Below are 24,815 nucleotides of genomic sequence, written 5' to 3'. Positions count from 1 at the left end.
CTACCCCCACCCACCCAGCGCCAGAAGGAGCACTGCCCCGATGCCGACGTCCGTCACCATGCCCGCCCTGGGCGAGAGCGTCACCGAGGGCACGGTCACCCGCTGGCTCAAGCAGGAGGGTGACCAGGTCGAGGCCGACGAGCCCCTCCTCGAGGTGTCGACCGACAAGGTCGACACCGAGATCCCCTCCCCGGCCGCCGGTGTGCTCACCAAGATCCTCGTGGCCGAGGACGAGACGGTCGACGTCGGCGCGGAGCTCGCGGTGATCGGTGGTGGCGACGGCGACGAGGGCGCCGGCAGCCCCCCGGCCTCCGCGGAGGACACCGACACCACGCCGCAGACCCCCGACGAGCAGGTCGACGACGCCGGCGGCGAGCCGGAGCAGCCCGCCGCGGAGCCGGAGCCGCAGCCGGCGCAGGCCTCGGACTCCGGCGACGGGGGCGGCTCCGGCGGCGAGGGCACGCCGGTCACCATGCCGGCGCTCGGCGAGAGCGTCACCGAGGGCACCGTCACCCGCTGGCTGAAGGCGGTCGGCGACGAGGTCACCGCCGACGAACCCCTCCTCGAGGTCTCCACCGACAAGGTCGACACCGAGATCCCGGCGCCGGTCAGCGGCACGCTGCTGGAGATCACGGTGAACGAGGACGAGACCGTCGACGTCGGCGCGCAGCTCGCGGTGATCGGCACCGGCGCAGCGGGTGGCGGCGCCGCCCCGCAGCAGGAAGCACCGGAGCAGGAAGCCCCGGAGCAGGAGGCACCGAAGCAGGAGGCACCGGCCCAGCCCGAGCCCCAGGCGGCCCCGAAGGCCAAGCAGGCCGATGCGGCCAGCGAGCAGCCCGGTGGCGACTACGGCGCGAGCGGGGCCCAGCCCTCGGACTCCCCCACCTCCGCCCCGGCGCCCCAGGTGGCCCCGCAGGCCCCGCCGGCGCAGTCCTCGTCGGGCGACGGCGGTGGCGGGCAGTACGTGACCCCGCTGGTGCGCCGTCTGGCCGCCGAGCACGGCGTGGACCTGAACTCGGTCTCCGGCACAGGGGTCGGCGGGCGGATCCGCAAGCAGGACGTGCTCGCCGCGGCCGAGCAGGCCTCGCGCCCGGCCCAGCCCGCTGCCGCTCCGGCGAGCACGGGTGCCGCACGCACCCCGTCGCCGGCCGCGACCCCGGACACCTCCGTCCGCGGTCGCACCGAGAAGCTGTCCCGCCTGCGCGGCGTGATCGCCCGCCGCATGGTCGAGTCGCTGCAGGTCAGCGCGCAGCTGACCACGGTGGTCGAGGCCGACGTCACCCGCATCGCGCAGCTGCGGCAGCAGGCGAAGAAGGACTTCGAGGCCCGCGAGGGCGTCAGGCTCTCCTTCCTGCCGTTCTTCGCCAAGGCGGCGGTGGAGGCGCTCAAGCAGCACCCGTCGGTGAACTCCTCGATCGACCTCGAGGCCGGCACGGTGACCTACCACGACAGCGAGAACCTCGGCGTCGCCGTCGACACCGAACGCGGCCTGCTCGTGCCGGTGATCCACGAGGCCGGTGACCTGAGCCTCGGCGGGATCGCGCGCAAGATCAGCGACCTGGCCGAGCGCACCCGCACCAACAAGGTCACGCCGGACGAGCTCGGCGGCGGGACGTTCACGCTGACCAACACCGGCAGCCGCGGCGCTCTGTTCGACACCCCGATCATCAACCAGCCGCAGGTGGCCATCCTCGGCACGGGCTCGGTCGTGAAGCGGCCGGTCGTGGTGCAGGACGCCGAGCTGGGCGAGGTCATCGCGGTCCGGTCGATGGTCTACCTGGCGCTCACCTACGACCACCGGATCGTCGACGGTGCCGACGCCGCCCGCTTCCTCACCACGGTGCGCGAGCGCCTGGAGGCCGGCCAGTTCCACGGCGAGCTCGGCCTCGCCTGAGACACCAGCGCTCGGGGCCCCGGTGACCACCGGGGCCCCGAGCTCTCTCTGCCGTCAGCACCCGTGCCCGTGGGGGAGCGCCGCATGAAGGTCGCCGTGTCCGGTGCGTCCGGGATGATCGGCAGCGCCCTGCTGCCCGCGCTGCGCGCCGACGGCCACGAGATCCTCCAACTGGTGCGCCGCACCCCGCGGACGGCCGACGAGCACCGCTGGGACCCGCAGCACCGGCGCATCGACCCGGCGCTGCTCCGGGACGTCGACGCGGTCGTCAACCTCTCCGGCGTCGGCGTGGGTGACCGGCGCTGGAGCGAGCGGCACAAGCAGGCGGTGCTCACCAGCCGGGTGGACAGCACGGCGACGCTGAGCGAGGCGCTGGCCGAGGCCGCCACGGCCGACCCGGACCGGACCCGGGTGCTGCTGAACGGGTCGGCGGTCGGCTGGTACGGCGACACCGGCGACCGCGTCGTCGACGAGTCCGAGCCTGCCGGGGACGACTTCCTCGCCCGCGTCTGCGCGGCGTGGGAGGGCGCGACCGCGCCGGCCGCCGACGCGGGGGTGCGCGTGACCACCCTCCGCACCGGCCTGGTGCTCGGCCGCGGTGGCCTGCTCGCGCGGATCCTGCCGATCGTCCGCGCCGGGCTGGGTGGGCGGCTGGGGTCCGGCCGGCAGTACGTCCCCTGGATCAGCCAGGAGGACGAGGTCGGCGCGATCCGGTTCCTGCTCACCCACCCGGTGCCCGGTCCGGTGAACCTGTGCGGCCCCGAGCCCGTCACCAACGCGGAGTTCACCGCCACGCTGGGCCGCGTCCTCCACCGGCCGACCAGGCTGCCCGTGCCCGGGCCGGCGCTGTGGGTGGTGCTCGGTGAGTTCGCCCAGGTCGGTGTCCTGGCCGGGCAGCGGGCGGTGCCGGCGAAGCTGACGGAGGCCGGGTTCCGGTTCACCCACGGAGACGTCGAGTCCGCGGTGCGCGCGGCGGTGGCCCGGGACTGAGCCCGCCGTCCGGTCAGGCCACCCGTTCCGCGCGGTCGATCCGCCAGCCCTCCGGGGTGCGAACGAGCAGCATCCGCACCTGGGCCTCGGGCCGGCCCGGGACCGTGCGCACCGCCGGCCCGCCCGGGTCCTCGGCCGGGACCACGCGGTAGTCCGGCCAACGGTCGGTGAGCAGCAGCTCGGCCCGGTCGGCCGATGCCTCGACGACGGCGACGTCGACCACCACCGGCGCGAAGCCGTCCAGCACCTCGCCGGCCTCGGCCAGGGCGCGCGCGTGCGCCTCGTCGGCCGCCAGGAGCGGGCTGCCGGGCAGGTGCACCGTGCGCAGCCGATCCGGTGACCCGCTGAGCCCCTCGGCGCGCCGGCCGTAGAGGTCGGCGACCAGCGCACGCCATCCGTCCGGGCTGGTGGGCGTTCCGGCCGCGTCGGCTGCTGGTTCCGCGACCTGGGTCGGGGGGCCTGAGGCCGGGGTCGGGCTCACGCTCGGGGCCGGGCTCACGCTCGGGGCCGGGCTCACGCTCGGGGCCGGGCTCACGCTCGGAGTCGGGCTGCTGCTCGGGGTCGGGCTGCCGTGCGCCGCCTCGCTCGCGGCGACGGCCATGCCCGGGGCGTCGGTCCCGCCACCCCAACGGGTGCCCAGCCAGGCGGTGACGGCGAGCGCCGCGACCACCAGGGCGGTGACGAGCAGCCCGCGGGCCGGCGGGGCCGAGCCGCTGACCGCACGGGCGGACCACCGCCGCCGCCCCGGCGGCGCCTCGGCGACCGGCCCGGGCCGGGGCCGGCGCCCCGGTACGACGTGGGTGAGCACCGCGCGGTCATCGGGGCGGCCGTGGCCGCCGGCGGGCGGCGCCGCACCCAGCACCACGGGCTCCGCCCGGCAGGCGTGCCGCAGATCGAGCGCGAACTCCGCCGCCGTGCCGCGCGCGTGCGGGTCGGCCGCGAGGCCCCGGGAGATGACCTCGACCAGCCGCGGGGGCGCGCCGGGGGCGAGCTCCGCCAGCGCGGGCAGCTGCCCGGACGCCGCCACCGTCAGCGTGCCCGCGGGCGTCGCGGCGTTCCACGGCGCGATGCCGGTGAGCGCGTGGAAGGCCGCGGCGGCGACGCCGAACACGTCCGAGGCGGGGCCGGGGGCGCCACCCCGGGCGACGGCCGGGTCGACGTAGGCCGGCGTCACCTCCGCCGCCGCCGTCTCCCCCAGCACCCGGGCGACGCCCAGATCGGTGAGCACCGGACGCCCCTCGGCGGTGAACACGATGTTGCCCGGGGCGAGGTCGCCGTGGACGACGCCGTGGTCGTGCGCGTGCGCCAGGGCCGCGGCCACCGGCGCGATCGCCGTGACGACCTCCCCGGGGCGCAACCGGCCGCGGCGGGCCAGCAGCGCGGCGAGGCTGCCGCCGGGCAGCAGTTCCAGCACCAGCGCGACCCGGGCGACCCCACCCCGGCGCGGCTGGTGCACGACGTCGACCAGGCGGACCAGGTGCGGGTGGTCGAGCTCCCCCAGCAGGACCGCCTCGCGCGCCTGCCGTGCGGGATCCCCGGCCACGAGCACCTTCACCGCCACCGGGTCGCCGCCCTCCCTCGGGACCGCCTGCCACACCTCCCCCGAGGCGCCGCGGCCCAGGAGGGCCTGCAGGACGTAGCCCGGCACGGCCGGGGGCGGTGGAGTCTCCGGCGCGGCGGGCGGGACGGCGGTCGGCACGAGGCAGGACGCTAGGCGCACCCGGCTCCCCCGCGCTCCCGCCGTCCACAGGCACCGGCCGCGCGGGCGTCCGGTGCCCGTTACCGTCGGGCGGTGTCCACGTCGACCCGTGCCGAGGTCCTCGTCGTCGGAGCCGGCCTGGCCGGGCTCTCCGCCGCCGTCCGGCTTGCTGCGGCCGGCGTCGACGTGCACGTGCTGGAGGCCGGGGACCACGCCGGCGGCCGGCTGGCCACCGAGCGCATCGACGGCTTCGTCGTCGACCGCGGCTTCCAGGTGTTCAACACCGGCTACCCGCGGGCGGCCGACCTGGACCTCGCGGCGTTGGAGCTCGGGTGGTTCGAACGGGGTGCGGTGATCCGGGTGGAGGGACGCGCCCACCGGGTCGTCGATCCCCGCCGCCAGCCGACCGCCGTCGTCGGCACCGCAGCGGCGCCGCTGGGCTCGGTTCGCGAGAAGGCGGCCCTGGTCGCCTTCTCGCTCCGCGCCGGCTACGCCCCCGTCGGCCGGCTGCTCCGCGCTCCCGAGACGACGGCGGAGGGGGCGCTGCGCGCCGCGGGCGTGGGTGAAGCGGCGCTGGAGCGCTTCCTCCGCCCCTTCCTCGCCGGGGTCCTCCTCGAGGACGAGCTCGCCACCTCCAGCCGCTACGTGGACCTGCTGTGGCGCAGCTTCGTGCGGGGCTCGACCGGGCTGCCGGCCGCCGGGATGCAGGCGATCGGCGAGCAGCTGGCCGGGCGCCTGGACAGCGGGCGGGTGCACCTGCGCACCGCGGTGCGGTCGGTGTCCCCCGGGTCCGCGACCACCGACGAGGGCACCTGGTCGGCCGGCGCCGTCGTCGTCGCCACCGAGCCGGCGACGGCGTCGCGGCTGCTCCCCGCGGTCGAGGCGGACGCACCCCGGGAGGTGACCACCCACCTGCACGTGCTGCCCGCGTCGCCGTGGCCCTCACCGCTGATCGTCCTCGGCCAGCCGCGGGGCCGGCTGGTGAACAGCGCGGTCGTCTCCGACGCCCAGCCCCGGTACAGCCCGGACGGCCGGGCGCTGGTGGCCAGCTCCACGCTGGACCGCAGCCGCGAGGCCGACGTCCGCGACGAGATCGCGGCGGCGCACGGCGTCTCCCCCTCGGAGCTCGAGCACCTGACGACGGTCACCGTGCCGGGCGCGCAGCCCGCCGCGCTCCCGCCGCTGCAGCTGCGCCGTCCCGTCGACCTCGGGGACGGGCTGTTCGTCTGCGGCGACCACCGGGACACGCCGTCCATCCAGGGCGCGATGGCCAGCGGCGCACGGGCCGCCCGCGCGGTGCTGCGCCGGTTGCGTCCCGGAGACGGAGGGGCCGCCTGATGCCCGCGACCGCGCCGACGATCCTGGCGACGAGCACGGGCTTCGCCTCCCGTGGCGGCACGTGGGCGGCACCACCGACTCCTACGGCCCCGGGCTGCGGCCGGTCACGAACGGCCTCGGCCCCATCCCCACGTCCAACGCGGTGCACCACGACTCCGAGGAGCAGCGCCGCCCGCTGTACCACCGGCCGGTGGCCGACGGCACGCTGCCCGGGGGCCACGCCACCGACGACGGGGCGGGCCTGGTCCACCGGCGCACCGCGCTGGTGGAGGCGGTGAGCGACCGCCCCGGCGCCGCCGCCTGCCGCGTGGAGCGCGGCCCGGACGGCACCGCCGTGGAGACCCGGTGCGAACCGCGACGCCTCGCGTGGCACGGGCATAGGCTGGCGGCCGTGAGCGAGCTGCGGATCATCCGGGCGGGCACCGTTCCCTACGAGGAGGCCTGGGCGCAGCAGCGCGAGCTGCACGCCCGGCGGGTCGCCGGCGAGGCCCCCGACACGCTGCTGCTGCTCGAGCACCCGCCGGTCTACACCGCCGGCAAGCGCACCGAGCCCCACGAGCGCCCCTTCGACGGCACACCCGTGATCGACGTCGACCGCGGCGGGAAGATCACCTGGCACGGCCCCGGCCAGCTGGTCGGCTACCCGATCGTCGCGCTCCCCGACCCGGTCGACGTGGTCGCCTACGTCCGCCGGCTGGAGGAGGCTCTGATCGAGGTCTGCGCCGGCTTCGGCCTGGCAGCCGGGCAGGTCGAGGGGCGCAGCGGCGTCTGGGTGCCCGCGGAAGAGCCGGGTCAGGGGCACCGGCCGGAGCGGAAGGTGGCCGCGATCGGCATCCGCGTCGCGCGCGGCGTCACGATGCACGGCTTCGCGCTCAACTGCGATCCCGATCTGACCGCGTTCGCCAACATGGTCCCGTGCGGCATCCCCGACGCCGGCGTGACCTCGCTGTCGGCCGAACTGGGCCGGGACGTGACGGTGGCCGACGCGCTGCAGCCGGTCGAGGACGCAATGCGCGCCGTCCTCGCCGTCGGGACCACCGCGGCGCGTTCGCCGTCCGTCACCGACCGCCCCGGAGTTGCCTCAGCGCTAAGGTAAACCTCCTCACCCCGAGGAGGACGCCATGCCCAGGATCGAGCCGTTGCCGCGCGAGTCGCTGCCGCAGTACGAGGACACGTTCCGTGCCGTGGAGGCCGCGCTGGGGGTCCTGCCCAACAGCACGCTGACCATGGCCCGGCGGCCTGAGATCATGGAGGCCTTCGCTCGCCTCAACGCGGTGGTCATGGCCGAGGGCACGGTCGGAGGCGTGCTCAAGCAGTTGGTCGCGACCGTCGTCTCCGGTGCCGCCGGCTGCGCGTACTGCCAGGCGCACACCTCGCACGTGGCGGAGCAGCGGGGCGCCGACGCGCGCAAGCTGGCCGCGGTCTGGGACTTCGAGGCCAGCCCGCTCTTCACGGAGGCCGAGCGGGCCGCCCTGCGCGTGGCCCGTGGCGCGGGGCTGACCCCCAACGCCGTGACCGACGACGAGATGACCGACCTGCGCCGGCACTTCGACGACGACCAGATCGTCGAGATCGTCGCTGTCATCGCCAACTTCGGCTTCCTCAACCGGTGGAACGACACCATGGCCACGCAGCTGGAACGCTCGCCGCTGGCCTGGGCCACCGACCGCCTGCAGGACGCGGGGTGGGAGGCCGGCAAGCACGCCGGCTCCTGAGGAGCCCGCCCCGGTGGGCGGTGCGGCGAGGCCGCACCGCCCACCTGGGTTCAGCCGAGGACGAAGTTGACCAGCCGGCCCGGGACGGCGACGACGCGGCGGATCGTCGCCCCCTCCAGGTGGCCGGCGATCTTCTCGTCGGCCCGCGCGGCGGCCTCGAGCGCCGCCGCGTCGGCGTCCGCGGGCACCTGCACCTGCGACCGCACCTTGCCGTTCACCTGGACGGCGACCTGCACCGTGTCCTCGACCAGCCACCGCTCGTCGGCCACCGGGAACGGTGCCCACGCCGAGGAGCCGTCGTGGCCCAGCCGGGACCACAGCTCCTCGGCCAGGTGCGGCGCCAGCGGGGCCACCAGGAGCACCAGCGGCTCGGCGACCGATCGCGGCACCGGCCGGTCGGATCCGTACGCCTGGGTGAGGTGGTTGGTCAGCTCGGTGATGCGGGCGATCGCGATGTTGAACCGCAACGTGGCGTAGCCGTCGCGGACGCCGTCGATCGCCTTGTGCAGCGCGCGCAGCGTCTCCTCGGCCGGCTCGACGTCGGCGGCCCGCACCGCGCCGGTCTCCTCGTCGACGACGACCCGCCAGATGCGCTGCAGCAGGCGCTGGGAGCCGACCACGGCCTTGGTCTCCCACGGCCGCGACTGCTCCAGCGGGCCGGTCGACATCTCGTAGACCCGGAAGGTGTCGGCACCGTAGGCGCCGATCATCTCGTCCGGCGTCACCATGTTCTTGAGGCTCTTGCCGATCTTCCCGTACTCGCGGTTGACCTCGGCGCCCTGGTAGAGGAACCGCCCGTCCTTCTCCTCCACGTCGGCCGCGGGCACGTAGAAGCCCCGCTCGTCGGTGTAGGCGTGGGCGGAGATGTAGCCCTGGTTGACCAGCCGGCGGAACGGCTCCTCGCTGCTGACGTGGCCGAGGTCGTGCAGCACCTTGTGCCAGAAGCGGGCGTACAGCAGGTGCAGCACCGCGTGCTCGACGCCACCGACGTAGAGGTCCACGCCGCCGGTGTCGCCGGGCTCGCGCGGGCCCATCCAGTACCGCTCCAGCTCCGGGTCGACCATGCGCTCGTCGTCGCCCGGGTCCAGGTAGCGCAGGTAGTACCAGCACGACCCGGCCCAGTTGGGCATGGTGTTCGTCTCGCGGCGGTACTTCTTCACGCCGTCGCCCAGGTCCAGCTCGACCGTCGTCCACTCCGATGCGCGCGACAGCGGCGGCTCGGGGGCGGAGTCGGCGTCGTCGTCGTCGAACGTCTTGGGCGAGTAGTCGTCGACCTCGGGGAGCAGCACCGGCAGCATCGACTCCGGGACGGCGACCGGGCGGTCGTGCTCGTCGTAGACGATCGGGAACGGCTCGCCCCAGTAGCGCTGCCGGCTGAACAGCCAGTCGCGCAGCTTGTAGGTGGTGGTCGCCTCGCCGGAGCCCTTCGCCACCAGCCACTCGGTGACCCGGGCGATCGCCTCGGCCTTGTCCAGCCCGTCCAGCGAGATCTCGTCGTTGGCGGAGTTGATCATCCGGCCGGGGCCGGTGTACGCGCCGCCCTCGAAGTCCGCGGGCGGCTGCACGGTGCGGACGACGGGCAGCCCGAAGGCCTCGGCGAACTCGAAGTCGCGGGTGTCCTCGCCGGGCACGGCCATGATCGCGCCGGTGCCGTAGCCGGTGAGCACGTAATCGGCGATGAACACCGGCAGGTCCCGGCCGTTCACCGGGTTGACGGCGGTGGCGCCCAGCCAGACGCCGGTCTTCTCCCGGCCGGCGTCCTGGCGGTCCAGCTCCGACCGGCGCGAGGCCTGCCGCTGGTACTCCCGCAACGCCTCGGCCGGGGTGGCGGCGCCGCCGGTCCAGCGCGGGTCGGTGCCGTCGGGCCAGGCGTCCGCGGTCAGCTGCCCGACCAGCGGGTGCTCCGGCGCCAGCACCATGTAGGTGGCGCCGAACAGGGTGTCGGGCCGGGTGGTGAAGACCTCGATGGGCGCTCCGTCGCCAACCCGCCCCGCCAACCCGGCCACCGCGAATCGGATGCGCGCACCCGTGGACCGCCCGATCCAGTTGCGCTGCATCAGCTTGAGGGAGTCCGACCAGTCCAGCCGGTCCAGGTCCGCCAGCAGCCGGTCGGCGTAGGCGGTGATCCGCATCATCCACTGCTTGAGCGGACGCCGGAAGACGGGGAAGTTGCCGCGCTCGGACCGGCCGTCGGGCGTGACCTCCTCGTTCGACAGCACGGTGCCCAGGCCGGGGCACCAGTTGACCGGCGCCTCGTGCAGGTAGGCCAGCCGGTGCGCGTCGACGACGACGCCCCGCTGCACCTCGTCCAGCTCGGCCCAGGGGCGGCCGTAGGGGTTGGTGCCCTCGCCCGGCTCGCGGGTGCCGGCGTCCAGCTCGGCGACCAGCTCCTCGATGCGCCGCGCCCGGCCCGCGTCCGCGTCGAACCAGGAGCCGAAGATCTGCAGGAAGATCCACTGGGTCCACTTGTAGTAGCCCGGGTCGATCGTCGCGAAGGTGCGGCGCTGGTCGTGGTCGACGCCCAGCCGCCGCAGCTGGGCGCTGATCGCGGCGATGTTGGCCTCGGTGGTGATCCGGGGATGCTGCCCGGTCTGGACGGCGTACTGCTCCGCCGGCAGGCCGAACGCGTCGTAGCCCATGGGGTGCAGCACGTTGTCGCCGTCCATGCGGCGGAACCGGCTCGTGACGTCGGTGCCGAGGTACCCCAGCGGGTGACCGACGTGCAGGCCCGCGCCCGAGGGGTACGGGAACATGTCCATCGCGAAGAACTTCGGCCGGTCGGCGACCCGCTCGAAGCCCGCGCTCAGCCGCCCGACCGGGTTGGGCGTGTGGAAGGTGCCCTCGGCCTCCCACCGGTCCTGCCAGGCCAGCTCGATCTGCTGGGCCAGCGCCGGGGTGTACCGGTGCCGGGGAATGTCCCCGCCCACCCCGCCGCCCGTGGCCTCGGTGCTGCGGCTGTCGGTCTGGCTCATCGTCTCGTGCTCCCGGATCGTCGTGCGCGCGGTGCGGTACCGGTGGTGGGCAACAAAAAACCCCTCACGCAGGAGGGGTCGCCGTGCTGGGAGAGGGATGTCTGGTCAGCACGGCCGGAGAAGCAGGAGCCGCCCGGTCACGCGCCCGAGCGTACCGCCTGGCCGCCCGCGACGATCTCCGCCTAGCGGACGAGGATCTCCGCCGAACGGACGACGGCGGCCTCTCCCCCGATCGGGGGTGGGGCGGCGGGCCGGGATCAAACGGGCATGCCCGGCGGCCGATGTCCTCGATGTGGCCTCAGCAGAACAGCACCGGCTCGGTCCCGTGCCCGCGACCGGTCGGGCGACCTTCGCCTGCGTCGCCACCGTCGCTGCCTACGCCACCGGTGTTCTCGGGCGGCCGGAGGGCACCGCCGTGTTCTACGACCTGGTGCTCTACAACGCCGTCTACGTCCTGGGCGCGGTCGTCTGCCTGCGGACGGCGGCCCGCCACCGACAGGAACGCACGGCCTGGTTGGCCCTCGCCTTCGCGCTCGGGGCCGCCGCGGCCAGCACGGTCCTCCACACGGTGGTGCTGGCGCCGTCGTTCGGCGAGGTCCCCTCCTGGATGATCATGCTGCTCTGGCTGCCGTCGTACCCCGCCCTGGCCGTCGCGCTGGCCGGGCTCATCCGGTCCCGCGCGCCCGCCACGCACCCGAGCATGTGGCTCGACGCCCTCATCGGCGCACTCGGTGCGGTCGCGCTCGCGGTGAGCGTCTTCCCGCTGATCGCCGCCGGTCCGGACGACGGCCTCGTCACCGCCGCCCTGCTCTACCCCCTCGCCGACACGCTCTTGCTCGCCGCCCTGTCGGCCGCCGCCGCCATCATCGGCCTGCGCCGCGACTGGCCGCTGCTGCTGCTGTCGACCGGGTTGCTCTGCAACCTCGCCGGTGACGGCCTCTACCTGGCCCAGGTCGTCGGGGATGCCGTAACCGTCGACGGGGGGCTGAACCTGACCTGGCTGGCCGGGGCCGCGCTCACGACGGTCGCCGCCCACGTGACCGGGTGCACGCCGCGCACCGTCCCCGCCGACGTGGATCCGCTCGCCCGCATCGGCTGGCGGATCCTCTTCGTGCCGCTGATGGCCAACGCGGTCAGTCTCACGGTCCTCGTCGGCACGTGGGGTGACGGCGTCCTCGGTCTCGCCGGCTGGGCCGCCGTCGGCTGCCTGCTCGCCACCCTGGCGCGGATGGCGATGTCCTTCCAGGAGCTGCGCGGGCTGCACGAGATCCGCGAGCAGGCCCGCACCGACGAGCTGACCGGCCTGCCCAACCGGCGGGCGCTGCTCGAGCACGCCCGGACGGCGCTCACCCCGGGCACCGGCCGGCCGGTCGCCCTGCTGCTGCTCGACCTCGACGGGTTCAAGGAGGTCAACGACAGCCTGGGCCACGCCGCCGGTGACGACCTGCTGCGGCAGATCGGCCCGCGGCTGCGGCCCGCGCTCGGTCCCGGCGAGCTGATCGCCCGCCTCGGCGGCGACGAGTTCGCCGTCCTCCTGCCCGGCACCGGGGTCGACGGCGCCACCGCGCGCGCCGAGCGGCTGCGCGCCCGCCTGCTGGAACCGTTCGTCGTCCTGGGCGAGCGGCTGCACGTCGGGGTCAGCGTCGGCATCGCCACCGGGCCGGTGCCCGCCGCCACCGTGACCGAGCTGCTGCGCTGCGCCGACGTGGCGATGTACGCGGCGAAGAACGCCCGCGAGGGGGTGCGCTCCTACGTGCCCGATCCCGGCAGCGGCTCCGGCGACCGGCTGCGCACCATGGAGGACCTCCGGACCGCCCTCGCCGAGGGGCAGCTGGTCGTGCACCTGCAGCCGCAGGTGGCGCTGGGCGGCGGGGAGGTGGTCGGCGTCGAGGCGCTCGTGCGGTGGGAGCACCCCGTGCGCGGGCTGCTCTCGCCCGCCGTCGTCCTGCCCGCCGCGGAGCAGGCCGGTCTCATGCGGCCGCTCACCGACGCCGTCCTCGGGCTCGCCCTGACCGCGGCGACCCGGTGGTGGCCCGAGCGGGCGGTGCCGGTGTCGGTGAACCTCTCGGCCGCCAACGTGACCGACCCCGATCTCCCGGCCACCGTCTCGCGGCTGCTCCGCGCGCACGGCCTCCCGGCCGAGGCGCTCACCCTCGAACTGGTCGAGGACACGCTCATGGCCGACCCCGACCGCGGCCGCACGGTGCTGGGCGAGCTGCGCCGGCTCGGCGTCCGCACGTCGATCGACGACTACGGCACCGGGTACAGCTCCCTGGCCTACCTGCGCCACCTGCCGGCCGACGAGCTCAAGCTCGACCGCAGCCTCACCGCCGACCTGGGCCGCGACCACCGGGCGACGGCGATCGTCCGGCACACCGTGGCCCTCGCACACGACCTGGGCCTGACCCTGGTCGCCGAGGGCGTGGAGGACGACGAGACGAAGGTGGTGCTCGCCTCGCTCGGCTGCGACGTCGCCCAGGGCTGGGCGGTCGCCCGGCCCATGCCGGTCGAGCAGTTCCTCGACTGGCTGGCCGGCCGCACCCGGACGGGCACGGCCCGCCCGGCGCTCCCCGCTCCCCGCGGGCCGGCGGAACGGACCCGCGCCTGAATGCGCGCGTCGGGCCGGGGTTCACCGCGACCGCAGCCGTCGATGTGCCAAGGTGCGCGCGTGCGCGCCGATCGACCGGATACGACTGAAACCGGCTGGTCGGAGGTGGGTTGGCGGCTGGTGGTGGCGGCCACCTTCGTCTGCACGGCCGTCTTCGCCCTGGGCGTGTGGCAGTCCCCGGGGACGCCGGCGGCGAACCTCGTCGACTCGGGTGCGCTCGCCGTCGCGGCCCCGCTGCTGGCGGTCGCGGTCTGCCTGCGGGCGGCCCGGCGGGTGCCCGCGGAGCGGTTCGTCTGGTGGGCCGCCGGCGCCGCCTGGCTCTGCAACCTGGCCGGCGACCTCGTCCACCTGGCGCTGTTGGCCGGGAACCCGGACCCGCCGTTCCCCTCCGCCGCCGACGCCTTGTGGCTCGCCGCCTACCCGGCGCTGTTCGCCACCCCGGTGCTGATGGTGCACGCCCGGCTCGCCCGCCCCCGTCCCGGCACGTGGCTCGACGGCCTGGTCGGCGCCCTGGGTGCCACCGCGGTCGCCGTCGCGGTCCTCGACCCGGGCGTCGGGGCCGCGGACATGTCCGCACTCGGCGTGGCCGTGAACCTGGCCTACCCGGTCGCCGACGTGCTGCTGCTGGCGCTCGTCGGCGCGGTCCTGGCGATGATCGGGCACCGGGCCGACCTCGTTCTCACCACCGTCTGCGTCATCGTGGCCGTGAAGTTCGCCGGCGACCTGCTGCTGGCCCGGGAGCAGGCAGCCGGCGGGTACGTCCCGGGCGGCCCGCTGGACCTCCTCTGGATGGTCAACGCCAGCCTGACCGCTGCGGCCGCGTGGCTGACCCGGCCCCGCCGGCGCGCCCCGGACGTGCCGGAGCACCGGGTCCGCTGGCGGTCGTTGGCGATCCCCCTGGGGTGCGCGGTGGGCTCGCTGGCGGTGCTCGGCGCCCGGTGGGGCGACGGCCGCACCGGGCCCGACGAGATCTGCGCCCTGGCCTGCCTGGCGGCCTTCCTCGTGCGCAGCGCGGTGACCTTCGCGGAGAGCCGGGCCCTGCACGAGGCCGGCCGCCAGGCCGGCACCGACGACCTGACCGGCCTGCCCAACCGCCGGTCCCTGATGCGCCGCCTGGAGGCGGACCTGGGCGCCGCCCGGCCCACCGGCGTGCTGCTGCTCGACCTCGACGGGTTCAAGGCGGTCAACGACGGCCTGGGGCACGAGGCCGGCGACGAGTTGCTGCGCCGGTTGAGCCAGCGGCTGCAGGAGGTGCTGCGGCCCACCGACCTGGTCGCCCGCCTGGGCGGCGACGAGTTCGTGGTGGTGCTGGACACCACGGACCCCGACGTCGCCCCCGAGTGCGCCGAGCGGCTGGCCGAGGTCGTGCGCCGCCCCGTGACCGTCGCCGGCGTACCGGTGCGGGTGGGCGTGAGCATCGGCCTCGCCCTCGCCCCCCGGGATGCCGCCGAGCCCGCCGCGCTGCTGCGGTGCGCGGACGTGGCCATGTACGCCGCGAAGGGCGCCGGCGGCGGGGTGCGGCACCACGCCCCGGGGACAGGCGACCAGGTGCCGTCACCTCGGTCCCCGGCCACGTCGCCGGCCGCCGAGGCCGACGTCGCCCCCTCCGGCTGAGAGGTCACCGGGCGGCGACCGGTTGCGGGCTGCCGCCCGGCCGTGGCGTCAGGGCGACCGAGGACAGCCGCAGCCAGCGCGGGAGCGCCCGGCAGGCCTGCGGCTCCCCGCCCAGCACCAGGTCTCCGGAGCGGAGCGCCTCGGCCCACCCGATGTCGCCTCGCCACACCCGCGTGAGGGTCCGCAGGTCGGCCTGCACGGTCACCCGCACCGGGAAGCCGGGGTCGACGTCGCAGACGTCGACCCCGTCCGCGGCGATCACCAGCCACCAGCGCCGCGCGGTCGCCAGTTCGGGGAAGGAGAAGACGATCACCGTGCGGCCGTCGGGCACCGCCTCGGTGTCGACGTTGCGGTGGATGTCCCACAGCAGCAGGTGCGGATCGAGGTCGGCGTCGCCGAGCTCGGGGACCCAGCGGATCCCCCAGCGGCCCAGCGCGTCCACGATGGGCTCCAGCTCCCGGCCGGACTCGGTGAGCCGGTAGGTGACCCGGTTGCCGTCCTCCCACCGCTCCACCACGCCGGCGCGGACCAGCGTGTGCAGCCGCTTCGAGAGCAGCGCGGGCGACATCCGGGGCAGGCCCCGGCGCAGGGCGTTGAAGTGCCGGCTGCCGAGCATCAGCTCGCGGACGACGAGCAGCGTCCACCGTTCGTCGAGCAGCTCCATGGCCTTGGCCACCGGGCAGAACTGGCCGTACTGCGAGGGCATGGCGGGATCCCTCCCGACGTCCCCGTGCGGTACGAACGGTAGGACCGCCCGCGGCTTCCCGGAAGGGCCGCGGGCCGCGGTACAGACCGAGTACCGGTGCGGTTCACATCCAGCACTGGAGCCGGGGAGCGGGACGGCGGGACGGTGACGGGGCCACCGTCCCCATCCCCCAGGAGGCCACCATGACCACCACCGCGCCGAGCCCGGCGACCCCGGCGACCCCGACCGCCGTCGCTCCGGGCCCCAGCCTGGCCGACACCGCCCCGACCGTCCTGTCGCTGATCGCCGGCTACGTGGGCCACCGCACCGTGGCGATCGGGCTGCGCTCGGGCCTGCTGAGCAGGCTCGCCGAGCACCCGGGGTCCACCGCCGACGAGCTCGCCGGGGCGCTGGAGCTCGATCCCTTCTACGTCTCCGTCTGGTGCCGCGCCGCCGTGGGGGCGGGGATCCTGGACCGCGCGGGCACCGGCTTCCGGCTCGCGCCGCACATGGCCACGCTCCTGCTCGACAGCACCTCGCCGGCCTACGTCGGCGGGGTCTTCGGCGTGCTGGAGGCGCACGAGGTCTTCGGGCGGTTCGAGCAGGCCTTCGCCAGCGGCGAGCGCATGTGGTGGGAGGACACCAGCCCGGCGTGGATCGCCGCGGTCTCGGGCACCGGGACGCCCTTCTACACCCGGCTGGTGCCCGGCGGGCTCGACCGCGTGCCGGGCCTCGCCGACGCGCTGGCTGCGGGCTGCCGGGTGGTCGACACGGCGTGCGGCGCGGGTGCCGGTCTGGTGCGGCTGGCCACCACCTACCCGCGCTGCGCGGTCGTCGGCGTCGACGGCGACCGGCACTCGCTCGACCTCGCCCGGGCACGCGTGGACGACGCCGGGCTGGGCGGCCGGGTGGAGCTGGTGCACAGCGCCCTGGAGGACATGGCGCTGGAGACCCCGGCGCGCGTCGTCGTCAACAACATCTCGATGCACGAGTGCCGCGACATCGACCGGGTGGCCGAGAACGTGCAGGCCGCCCTGGAGCCGGGGGGCTGGTTCGTGATCTCCGACTTCCCGTTCCCCGGCACCGACGAGGGCCTGCGCACGGTCCCCGGCCGGATCATGAGCGGCATCCAGTTCTTCGAGGCGCAGATCGACGACCAGCTGCTCCCCCGCGCGGCCTACGACGAGCTGCTCACCCGCCACGGGTTCACCGACCTGGGGTCGGTGCAGCTGACGCCGATGCACGCGCTGACGTACGGTCGCCGTCCGTAGGTGGGCGGGTGGCGCCTCAGGCGAGCTGGGGCGCCACCTCGCTCGCCATCAGGTCGAGGTGGTCGAGGTCGGAGAGGTCGAGGACCTGCAGGTACACCCGCTGGGCTCCCGCCTCGGCGTAGCGGCCCAGCACCTCGACCGCCTCCGCCGGGGTACCGGCGACGCCGTGCTCACGGAGCTCGTCGACGTCGCGCCCGATGGCCGCGGCGCGGCGGGCGAGCTCGGCCTCGTCCCTGCCGACGCAGAGCACCAGCGCCGAGCTGAACACCATGGACGACGGGTCGCGACCGGCCTCGTCGCATGCCTCCCGCACCCCGGCGAACAGGCGGGCGTTCTCGTCGGCGGGCATGAACGGCACGTTGAACTCGTGCGCGTACCGGGCCGCCAGCCGCGGGGTGCGCCGCTTCCCCCTGCCGCCGACGAGGACCGGCACGCCGCCCTCCTGCACCGGCTTGGGCAGCGCCGGCGAACCGGAGAGCTGGTAGTGCCGCCCGTCGAAGTCGAAGGTCTCGCCCACGGGCGTGGCCCACAGCCCGGTGATGACGGCGAGCTGCTCCTCGTACCGGTCGAACCGCTCCCCCAGCGGCGGGAACGGGATGCCGTAGGCGGTGTGCTCGGCCTCGAACCAGCCGGAGCCGATCCCGAGCTCCACCCGTCCACCGCTCATCGCGTCGACCTGCGCGACCGAGATCGCCAGCGGGCCGGGGAGCCGGAAGGTGCCCGCGGTCATGAGCGTGCCCAGCCGGATGCGGCTGGTCTCCCGGGCGAGCCCGGCCAGCGTGATCCAGGCGTCGGTGGGCCCGGGCAGGCCGTCGCCCCCCATGGTCAGGTAGTGGTCGGAACGGAAGAAGGCGTCGAAGCCCGTCTCCTCCGTGCGCCGGGCGACGGCCAGCAGGTCGTCGTACGTGGCGCCCATCTGCGGCTCGGTGAAGATGCGCAACTGCACCGCCGGACCGTAACCAGCACCACGTCCGGGTGTTCATCCGGCTGCCCCCTCGGGGTGTGCGGACCGGCCGGACCGGGCAGGATGATCGCCAGACGTCAACTCGGAGGTGCAGCACGTGTTCCGGAAGAAGACGCGCGGCGAAGTCATCAGCGCCGAAGTGCAGGAGGGCCTGGCCCACCTGGGGACGGCGGTGACCGAGGCAGGTCGCGCCGCCGCCGAACAACTCGCTCCACGCGTGGAGGCAGCCCAGCGCGCCGTGGCACCGAAGGTGGCCGCCGCGGCCGCCGTCGCCGCCCCGGCCGTCGCCTCCGCGCGCGACACGCTCGGGCCCCGCGTGGACGCGGCGCGGGAAGCCTTCGGGCCCCGCGTGGACGCGGCCCGCGAGGCCCTCGGACCCCGCGTGGACGCGGCGCGGGACGCCCTCGGACCCCGCGTGGACGCGGCCCGCGAGGCAGCGGCGCCCCGGGTCGCCGCCTCCCTCGCCGCGGCCCAGCTGGCGGCCAACCGGGCCGCGACCGACCTCGCCCCACGGGTGGAGGCCGCCCAGAAGGCCCTCCGGGAGGACGTCGGCCCGCGCCTCACCGCCGCGCAGGCCGCGGCGCTGGCCTACGCCACCCCGCGGGTGGTCGCGGCCCGCGAGGCGGTGTCGCCGGCGCTGGAGAGCGCGCGCGGCACGCTCGCCGCCGGGGTGGACAGCGCCCGCAGCGAGCTCGACGCGCGCCGCGCCGAGCTGGCCGCCGCGGCCGCCGAGTCCACGCGGAAGGCGCGCAAGAACGCGAAGAAGGCGCGCAAGAACGCCGCGAAGAAGCGCCGCGAGTTCGAGACGGCGGCGCTCGCCACCGCCACCGCCGTCAAGCGCCGGGCGGGCGTGGAGCCCGAGCCGCGCCGCTGGCCGTGGGTGTTGGCGCTGCTGGCCGCGGGTACCGCCGCCTTCGTCCTCCTCCGGCGCAGCAAGCAGGAGTCGTGGACGCCCGCTCCGGCCGGCGACGGCCCGGTGCCCAGCTACCGAGAGGACCCCGTGCCCAGCTCCCCCAGTTCCAGCGACTCCGGCAAGACGGTCTCCGACGCGCAGTTCACCGCCGGTGACTCCTCGCCGAACGAGTCGGACATGGGCGTCCGCGACGCCCAGTTCGTCGACGGCGACGGAGCCGACAGCGCCAGCGAGGACATCAAGAACACGCCGGAGCCCTTCTCCTCCGGGGGCGGCGCCCAGGAGGGCCCGACCGCCGGGCCCGACGACAAGCAGGTCTGACCGCTCACACCGGTCCCCCACCGCAGCCCCCGCCGCCTCGAGCGACGGGGGCTGCGGTGTCTGTCGCGAGTACGGTGGGGATCATGAGCGAGGCACCGGCGAGGAACCCTGAGCAGCCCCCCGTCCAGGACTCCCGGATCGAGCCCGCCGGCCGCAAGCTGCTGCGTCTCGAGGTGCGCAACAGCCAGGTGCCCATCGAGCGCAAGCCGGACTGGATCAAGACCCGGCTCAAGACCGGCCCGGAGTACACCGAGCTGAAGTCCCTGGTTCGGCGCGAGGGCCTGCACACGGTCTGCGAGGAGGCCGGCTGCCCCAACATCTACGAGTGCTGGGAGGACCGGGAGGCGACGTTCCTCATCGGTGGCGACCAGTGCACCCGACGCTGCGACTTCTGCCAGATCGACACCGGCAAGCCCGCGGACTTCGACGCCGACGAGCCCCGCCGCGTGGCCGAGAGCGTCGCCACGATGGGCCTGCGGTACGCCACCGTCACCGGCGTGGCCCGCGACGACCTGCCCGACGGCGGGGCGTGGCTGTACGCCGAGACGGTGCGCCAGATCCACGCCCATCTCCCCGGCTGCGGGGTCGAGCTGCTGATCCCCGACTTCAACGCCGACCCCGAGCAGCTGGCCGAGGTGTTCTCCTCCCGGCCCGAGGTGCTCGCCCACAATGTCGAGACCGTGCCGCGGATCTTCAAGCGCATCCGCCCCGGCTTCCGGTTCGAGCGTTCGCTGTCGGTCCTCACCGCCGCGCGGGAGGCCGGGCTGGTCACCAAGTCCAACCTCATCCTCGGGATGGGCGAGGAGCCGCACGAGGTCGTGGAGACGATGCAGGCCCTGCACGACGCCGGCTGCGACCTGCTGACCATCACGCAGTACCTGCGCCCCTCGCCCCGGCACCACCCCGTCGTCCGCTGGGTCAAGCCCGACGAGTTCGTGCAGTTCCAGAAGGACGCCGAGGCGATCGGTTTCCCGGGCGTGCTGGCCGGGCCGCTGGTGCGCAGCTCCTACCGCGCCGGGCGGCTGTACCAGCAGGCGATCGAGGCGCGAGGTCTGACGCCGACGGTGTGACCTCGCCGCCCCCGGTTCTCCGGCAGCGTCCCGACGCGAGCGAGCGAGCCTCGGGAGGCACGAGGGTCCTTCTTCTATCCTGGGGACATGGCGCGCAGCAAGTCCTCTGACCCCACCGCTCCGGGCGGCGATGCCGGACGCACCCCGAAGGACGGTGGCCGGACCTCGGGCGCGACCGCCACGGGCTCGGGCAAGTCCGGCCGGACCGGCAAGGCCCCCAAGCTCGACAAGAACGGCCAGCCGAAGGTCGGCCGTCTGAAGAAGATGCGCAGCCAGGGCAGCATGATCAAGCAGGCCTACGGCCTGACGCGGCGCAACGACCCGAAGCTCCCCTGGATCATGCTGATCTGGTTCGTCGCGGCCGCCGCCGTGGTCGAGCTGATCGGCATCCTGCTCGGCGCGCCGTTCCTCTTCATCCCGCTCGCGCTGCTCTTCGGCGCGCTCGCGGCGCTCATCGTCTTCGGGCGCCGCGCCCAGCGCTCGGCCTACACCCAGGTCGAGGGCCAGCCGGGCGCGGCCGCGTGGGTGCTGGAGGGCATGCGCGGCGACTGGCGGGTCACCTCCGGCGTGGCCGGCACGCCGCAGCTGGACGCCGTCCACCGGGTGCTCGGCCGCCCGGGCATCATCCTCGTCGGTGAGGGCTCCCCCGGCCGGGTCCGCGGTCTCATCGCGCAGGAGAAGAAGAAGATCGCCCGCGTCGTCGGCGACACCCCCATCTACGACGTCACCATCGGCGACGCCGAGGGGCAGGTGCCCCTGAAGAAGCTCAGCACCCACGTGATGAAGCTGCCCCGCAACCTCAGCGCCGCCGAGGTCAACGCCCTCGGCCGGCGGATGAGCGCGCTGGGCGGCCCGCGCATGCCGGTGCCCGGTGGCCCGCTCCCGGGCGGCCGGCAGATGTCGGTCAGCCAGCGCCAGGTCCGCCGCCGCTGAGAGGACCTCCCTGCCCCACCGCTCGCACGTTCGCGGCGGGTCCCTGCAGGGAGGCCGTCACGTGCGGTCGAAGGGGGCGGCGTAGCGGAAGGTGCCCTCGACCGGAGGACCGGCCGATCGTCGGGCCTGGAAGTGCTTCCCCCAGGCGGGGTCGGACGGGGTGACACCCAGGTCGGTCGATGGCCGGAACCCGGTTCTCCGGTAGTAGGACGGGGCGCCGAGCAACGCGACCACCCCCTCGCCTGCTGCCTCGGCCACCGCGAGCAGAGCGTGCACCAGGACGGTGCCGATCCCGCCGCCCTGCCGGTCGGGGCGGACGCCGAGCGGCCCCAGCCCCAGCACCGGCGTCCGGAGCGGCTCGAGCCAGGCTCGGGTCGCGATCACGTGCCCCACGACCTCGTCCCGGTCCACCGCGACCAGCGAGAGGTGCGGTAGGAACGCGACGTCCTCCCGCAACTCGTCGACCAGACGCGCCTCCGGGACGTCGCTCTCCGCGCGGACGGCGCCGGTGGCGGGGTCGGCGGCGGGGTCGGTGGCGAAGGCTGCGCGGTGCAGCGAGCGCACGGCCGCATGGTCCTCGAGGCGCTCGCGGCGGACGATCACCGGCGCAGTCTGCTGCCCTCGGTCACCGGAGGTCCACCGGGTTCCGCGGCTCCGGTCGAGGATGGTTCGGCAGGGGGGTGATCCCCGGTCGGGAGGCCCCCCGGGGGTCGAGCCGCGCCGCCGGATGTCAGGCCGCGCCGTCACGCGGCTCGACGTCCGGTGGTGCGGCTGGACGTGCCCTTCTGGGCGCGATGCCGTTCCCCGCCCCTACGTCACCGTGCTGCCCAATTCAGTCGAGGACGACGGCGGTGCCGGTGAGCCGGTCGTGCAGCCCGCGGCCGTCGGCGTCGACCAGCAGCGCCGGCACCAGGAGCATGAGCAGGGCGGTCCGGGCGACGGCCCGCCACGGCGCGAGCCGGACCCCCGGCGTCGGGTGCGCCAGGCGCATGCCGAGCACCCGGTGCCCCGGGGTCTGGCCGAACAGGACCAGCGTGACGACGGTGAGGACGCCGAACACCAGCAGGCTCCAGTTGCCCGGTCCCGCGGGTGCGGTGAAGGCCCAGGCGATCAGCGCGGAGGCGACGGCGTCGACGAGGTAGCCGCCGACCCGCCGGGTGAACGGGGCGAGGGAGCCCGGCCCGCTGGACGGCAACCCCAGGGAGGCGCCGCGGGCGGGGGCCTGAGAGGGTTGTCCGGCATCACTGACCATGACCGCCAGCGTAGAGAAAGGACCACCCTTCCCCCCACGCCTCGCTCCGCTCGGCGTGGGCCCCTGAAGGGTGGCCGTGCCCGGCGACCACGCCCAGCGCGTTGTTACCGCCCCGAAACACTCGGGACACGGCGGGGCAACTCCCCGCTCGTAGCGTGCCGTCCGGCAGTCCGCCCACACCCGGAGGATCGATGTTCACCAGTCCCGACGAGGTCGCCGCCTACATCCGCGACAACGACGTCGAGTTCGTCGACGTCCGCTTCTGCGACCTGCCCGGCGTCATGCAGCACTTCACCATCCCGGCGTCGACGTTCGGCGAGGACACGTTCAGCGAGGGCCTCGGCTTCGACGGCTCCTCGATCCGCGGGTTCCAGGCGATCAACGAGTCGGACATGCTGCTCCTGCCGGACGCCAACAGCGCGTTCGTCGACCCGTTCCGCAAGCACAAGACGCTGAACGTCAACTTCTTCATCCACGACCCGATCACGCGCGAGGCCTACAGCCGCGACCCGCGCAACGTGGCGAAGAAGGCGGAGGCCTACCTGGCCGCCAGCGGCATCGCCGACACCGCGTTCTTCGGCCCCGAGGCGGAGTTCTACGTCTTCGACTCGGTCCGGTACGACACCTCGATCAACGAGGGCTACTACCACATCGACTCGGACGAGGGCTCCTGGCGCAGCGGGGCCCGCACCGAGCTCGACGGCAGCCCGAACCGGGGCTACAAGGCCCGCGCCAAGGGCGGCTACTTCCCGGTCGAGCCCTACGACCAGCAGAGCGACCTGCGCGCCGACATGATGAAGAACCTCATGGGCGTCGGCCTCGAGCTCGAGCGCGGGCACCACGAGGTGGGCACCGGCGGCCAGGCCGAGATCAACTACAAGTTCGACACGCTGCTGCGGTCGGCCGACAGCCTCATGCTGTTCAAGTACGTCATCAAGAACACCGCCTGGGCCCACGGCAAGACCGCCACGTTCATGCCCAAGCCGCTGTTCGGCGACAACGGTTCCGGCATGCACTGCCACCAGAGCCTCTGGAAGGACGGGCAGCCGCTCTTCCACGCCGAGACCGGGTACGCCGGGCTGTCCGACATGGCCCGCCACTACATCGGCGGCCTGCTGGCCCACGCCCCGTCGCTGCTGGCGTTCACCAACCCGACGGTGAACAGCTACCACCGCCTGGTGCCCGGCTACGAGGCCCCGATCAACCTCGTCTACTCGGCCCGCAACCGCTCGGCCTGCCTGCGCATCCCGATCTCCGGGGACAGCCCGAAGGCCAAGCGCATCGAGTTCCGCGTGCCCGACCCCTCGGCCAACCCCTACCTCGCCTTCTCGGCGATGCTGATGGCCGGCCTCGACGGGGTCAAGAACAAGATCGAGCCGCCGGCCCCGGTGGACAAGGACCTCTACGAGCTGCCGCCCGAGGAGGCCCTGGGCATCGAGAAGGTCCCCGCGTCGCTGGACGCCGCGCTGGACAACCTCGAGACCGACCACGAGTACCTGATCGACGGCGGGGTGTTCACCCCCGACCTGATCGAGACGTGGATCGACTACAAGCGGGCCAACGAGATCGACCCGATCCGCCTCCGCCCGCACCCGCACGAGTTCGCGATGTACTACGACATCTGAGTCAAGGGGGCGGCACCGCCCCTGACCTGCACGTCCGCGCAGCCCCCGCCAGGCTTCCCCCGGGTCCCCCTGGAGGGGGCTGTGCTGCGCCCGGCGCCATTCCTGCACACCCCCGTGACGGGCGCGACGGACTGGCCACGGCCTGGGTCGACCGCGCAGGTACCCCGTACCCGCAGTCGTCCAGGTCACCGGCGTTGCGCGCCGGTGACCTGGACGAACTCGCCAGCAGCTGGGCTGACCCGGGTCAGCCCAGCTGCGTGGTGATCTCGATCGCCCCCTCGAGGCTCCGCGCGACCGGGCAGCTCTTGGCATGGACCGCCAGCACCCGTTCGACCTTCTCGGCGTCCTCGTCCGCGACGCTCAGCCCGCGGTAGGTGACCGCGATCCGTCTGATCACGAGCACCTTGCCGTCCAGCTCGACCTCACCTCGGGCGTGCCCCACCAGACCGGTGGGGTCGATCCGCCGAGCCGCCAGGGCTCCGGCGAACGTCCCGGTGAGCTAACCGAGCGCCGCGCCCACCAGGTGGTCGATCGTCGCCGCGTGGCTCTCGAACTGCCCGGGCTGGGCGCCGTAGTGCTCGGCGATCGCACCGTGCATGCCGTAGATCGTCGGCTGCTCGTCGCCCGGCAGGTAGGCCGCCCGCAGCGACCCCCCGATGCGTTCGACCCTCACCTCGGACACGTACGCGATGTCACCCATCGAATCCTCCCTGCTGCTCGCCGGCCATGCCGCTCCCCACCATCCCGCTCGGCACGGGTGCCCGCGAGGCGGGATGCCGTCGGCCGTGGTGCCGGGTCGGGCCGGCGGATGACCAGGCGGCATGGCTCCGGTGCTCGGCAGCGGGCCTTCCGGCCCTCCGCTGTCCGGCGCGGGTCCGGTGCACGATGCCGAGGCAGTCGGCGGGGCTGCTGTGTCCGCACCTCGACCTCCGGGTGGACGCAGCGCGCGTG

Annotated in this window: 19 protein-coding genes and 1 pseudogene; 12 read left to right on the top strand and 8 right to left on the bottom strand. The window is 74.7% G+C overall.

Translation table 11 applies throughout. The features are described from left to right. Positions 1-40 precede the first annotated feature (40 nt). Positions 41-1,894, top strand: coding sequence for a 2-oxoglutarate dehydrogenase, E2 component, dihydrolipoamide succinyltransferase (sucB, locus tag BMW62_RS13185; protein WP_091931316.1), 1,854 nt, complete (start codon positions 41-43; stop codon positions 1,892-1,894). Between the two features lie 84 nt (positions 1,895-1,978). Continuing rightward, on the top strand, positions 1,979-2,884 hold the full coding sequence (locus BMW62_RS13180; RefSeq protein ID WP_091931315.1) for a TIGR01777 family oxidoreductase: 906 nt from the start codon (positions 1,979-1,981) through the stop codon (positions 2,882-2,884). 13 nt (positions 2,885-2,897) lie between these two features. Here the strand turns inward: BMW62_RS13180 and BMW62_RS13175 are convergent, their stop codons facing one another. Beyond that, entirely contained in the window at positions 2,898-4,583 is a 1,686-nt protein-coding gene (locus BMW62_RS13175; RefSeq protein ID WP_091931314.1) for a serine/threonine-protein kinase, read from the bottom strand. Between the two features lie 93 nt (positions 4,584-4,676). Between BMW62_RS13175 and BMW62_RS13170 the strand changes: the two genes are divergently transcribed. The 3 genes from BMW62_RS13170 (at position 4,677) to BMW62_RS13160 (ending at position 7,636) form a co-directional block, all read left to right on the top strand. Further along, positions 4,677-5,921: an NAD(P)/FAD-dependent oxidoreductase gene (locus BMW62_RS13170; protein WP_091931313.1), complete on the top strand. Its 1,245-nt coding sequence runs from the start codon at positions 4,677-4,679 to the stop codon at positions 5,919-5,921. Between the two features lie 61 nt (positions 5,922-5,982). Continuing rightward, the gene (gene lipB, locus BMW62_RS13165) at positions 5,983-7,017 is read left to right on the top strand and encodes a lipoyl(octanoyl) transferase LipB (RefSeq protein WP_244524020.1); all 1,035 of its coding nucleotides are present in this window, start codon (positions 5,983-5,985) and stop codon (positions 7,015-7,017) included. A gap of 25 nt (positions 7,018-7,042) precedes the next feature. After that, a complete protein-coding gene (locus BMW62_RS13160; protein WP_091931312.1) occupies positions 7,043-7,636 on the top strand; it encodes a carboxymuconolactone decarboxylase family protein in 594 nt (197 codons plus the stop codon). A gap of 50 nt (positions 7,637-7,686) precedes the next feature. Here BMW62_RS13160 and leuS read toward each other — a convergent pair whose 3' ends face one another. After that, the gene (gene leuS, locus BMW62_RS13155; protein WP_091931311.1) at positions 7,687-10,608 is read right to left on the bottom strand and encodes a leucine--tRNA ligase; all 2,922 of its coding nucleotides are present in this window, start codon (positions 10,606-10,608) and stop codon (positions 7,687-7,689) included. A 325-nt stretch (positions 10,609-10,933) separates the two neighbouring features. Here leuS and BMW62_RS13150 point away from each other — a divergent pair, with 325 nt between their 5' ends. Continuing rightward, a complete protein-coding gene (locus BMW62_RS13150; RefSeq protein ID WP_244524019.1) occupies positions 10,934-13,216 on the top strand; it encodes a putative bifunctional diguanylate cyclase/phosphodiesterase in 2,283 nt (760 codons plus the stop codon). 105 nt (positions 13,217-13,321) lie between these two features. After that, a complete protein-coding gene (locus tag BMW62_RS13145; RefSeq protein ID WP_139206262.1) occupies positions 13,322-14,830 on the top strand; it encodes a GGDEF domain-containing protein in 1,509 nt (502 codons plus the stop codon). A 4-nt stretch (positions 14,831-14,834) separates the two neighbouring features. Here BMW62_RS13145 and BMW62_RS13140 read toward each other — a convergent pair whose 3' ends face one another. Then, a complete protein-coding gene (locus tag BMW62_RS13140; protein ID WP_091931308.1) occupies positions 14,835-15,536 on the bottom strand; it encodes a winged helix-turn-helix transcriptional regulator in 702 nt (233 codons plus the stop codon). A gap of 182 nt (positions 15,537-15,718) precedes the next feature. On the opposite strand from BMW62_RS13140, the gene BMW62_RS13135 reads away from it, so the two are divergent. Beyond that, complete coding sequence (locus tag BMW62_RS13135; RefSeq protein ID WP_091931307.1) at positions 15,719-16,786, top strand: class I SAM-dependent methyltransferase; 1,068 nt, start codon at positions 15,719-15,721, stop codon at positions 16,784-16,786. A gap of 16 nt (positions 16,787-16,802) precedes the next feature. Here the strand turns inward: BMW62_RS13135 and BMW62_RS13130 are convergent, their stop codons facing one another. Further along, positions 16,803-17,732, bottom strand: a complete 930-nt coding sequence (locus BMW62_RS13130) for an LLM class F420-dependent oxidoreductase (protein WP_091931306.1) — start codon at positions 17,730-17,732, stop codon at positions 16,803-16,805. Positions 17,733-17,847: 115 nt separating this feature from the next. Between BMW62_RS13130 and BMW62_RS13125 the strand changes: the two genes are divergently transcribed. From BMW62_RS13125 to BMW62_RS13115, 3 genes are all read left to right on the top strand, one after another. Next, entirely contained in the window at positions 17,848-18,984 is a 1,137-nt protein-coding gene (locus BMW62_RS13125; protein ID WP_139206261.1) for a hypothetical protein, read from the top strand. 83 nt (positions 18,985-19,067) lie between these two features. After that, the gene (gene lipA / locus BMW62_RS13120; protein ID WP_091931393.1) at positions 19,068-20,054 is read left to right on the top strand and encodes a lipoyl synthase; all 987 of its coding nucleotides are present in this window, start codon (positions 19,068-19,070) and stop codon (positions 20,052-20,054) included. 87 nt (positions 20,055-20,141) lie between these two features. Continuing rightward, positions 20,142-20,987 carry a DUF4191 domain-containing protein gene (locus BMW62_RS13115; protein WP_091931304.1) on the top strand — a complete coding sequence of 282 codons (846 nt, stop codon included), beginning with the start codon at positions 20,142-20,144 and terminating at the stop codon, positions 20,985-20,987. 57 nt (positions 20,988-21,044) lie between these two features. Here BMW62_RS13115 and BMW62_RS13110 read toward each other — a convergent pair whose 3' ends face one another. Beyond that, entirely contained in the window at positions 21,045-21,590 is a 546-nt protein-coding gene (locus tag BMW62_RS13110) for a GNAT family N-acetyltransferase (protein ID WP_091931303.1), read from the bottom strand. 229 nt (positions 21,591-21,819) lie between these two features. Further along, the gene (locus BMW62_RS13105; protein ID WP_091931302.1) at positions 21,820-22,239 is read right to left on the bottom strand and encodes an RDD family protein; all 420 of its coding nucleotides are present in this window, start codon (positions 22,237-22,239) and stop codon (positions 21,820-21,822) included. A 191-nt stretch (positions 22,240-22,430) separates the two neighbouring features. On the opposite strand from BMW62_RS13105, the gene glnA reads away from it, so the two are divergent. After that, entirely contained in the window at positions 22,431-23,864 is a 1,434-nt protein-coding gene (gene glnA / locus BMW62_RS13100; protein WP_091931301.1) for a type I glutamate--ammonia ligase, read from the top strand. Positions 23,865-24,108: 244 nt separating this feature from the next. Here the strand turns inward: glnA and BMW62_RS13095 are convergent. Together BMW62_RS13095 and BMW62_RS13090 are read right to left on the bottom strand one after the other, a co-directional pair. Then, positions 24,109-24,342: pseudogene (locus BMW62_RS13095) on the bottom strand (OsmC family protein); the annotation flags it as partial. Positions 24,343-24,363: 21 nt separating this feature from the next. Then, positions 24,364-24,564, bottom strand: a complete 201-nt coding sequence (locus BMW62_RS13090; RefSeq protein WP_091931299.1) for a hypothetical protein — start codon at positions 24,562-24,564, stop codon at positions 24,364-24,366. Between the last annotated feature and the right edge of the window lie 251 nt (positions 24,565-24,815).

It is taken from the genome of Blastococcus sp. DSM 46786, from assembly GCF_900109665.1.
Lineage (GTDB): Bacteria > Actinomycetota > Actinomycetes > Mycobacteriales > Geodermatophilaceae > Blastococcus > Blastococcus carthaginiensis.
The sequence above is the reverse complement of the archived record's forward strand: the minus strand, read 5'-3'. Positions and strand labels throughout refer to the sequence as shown.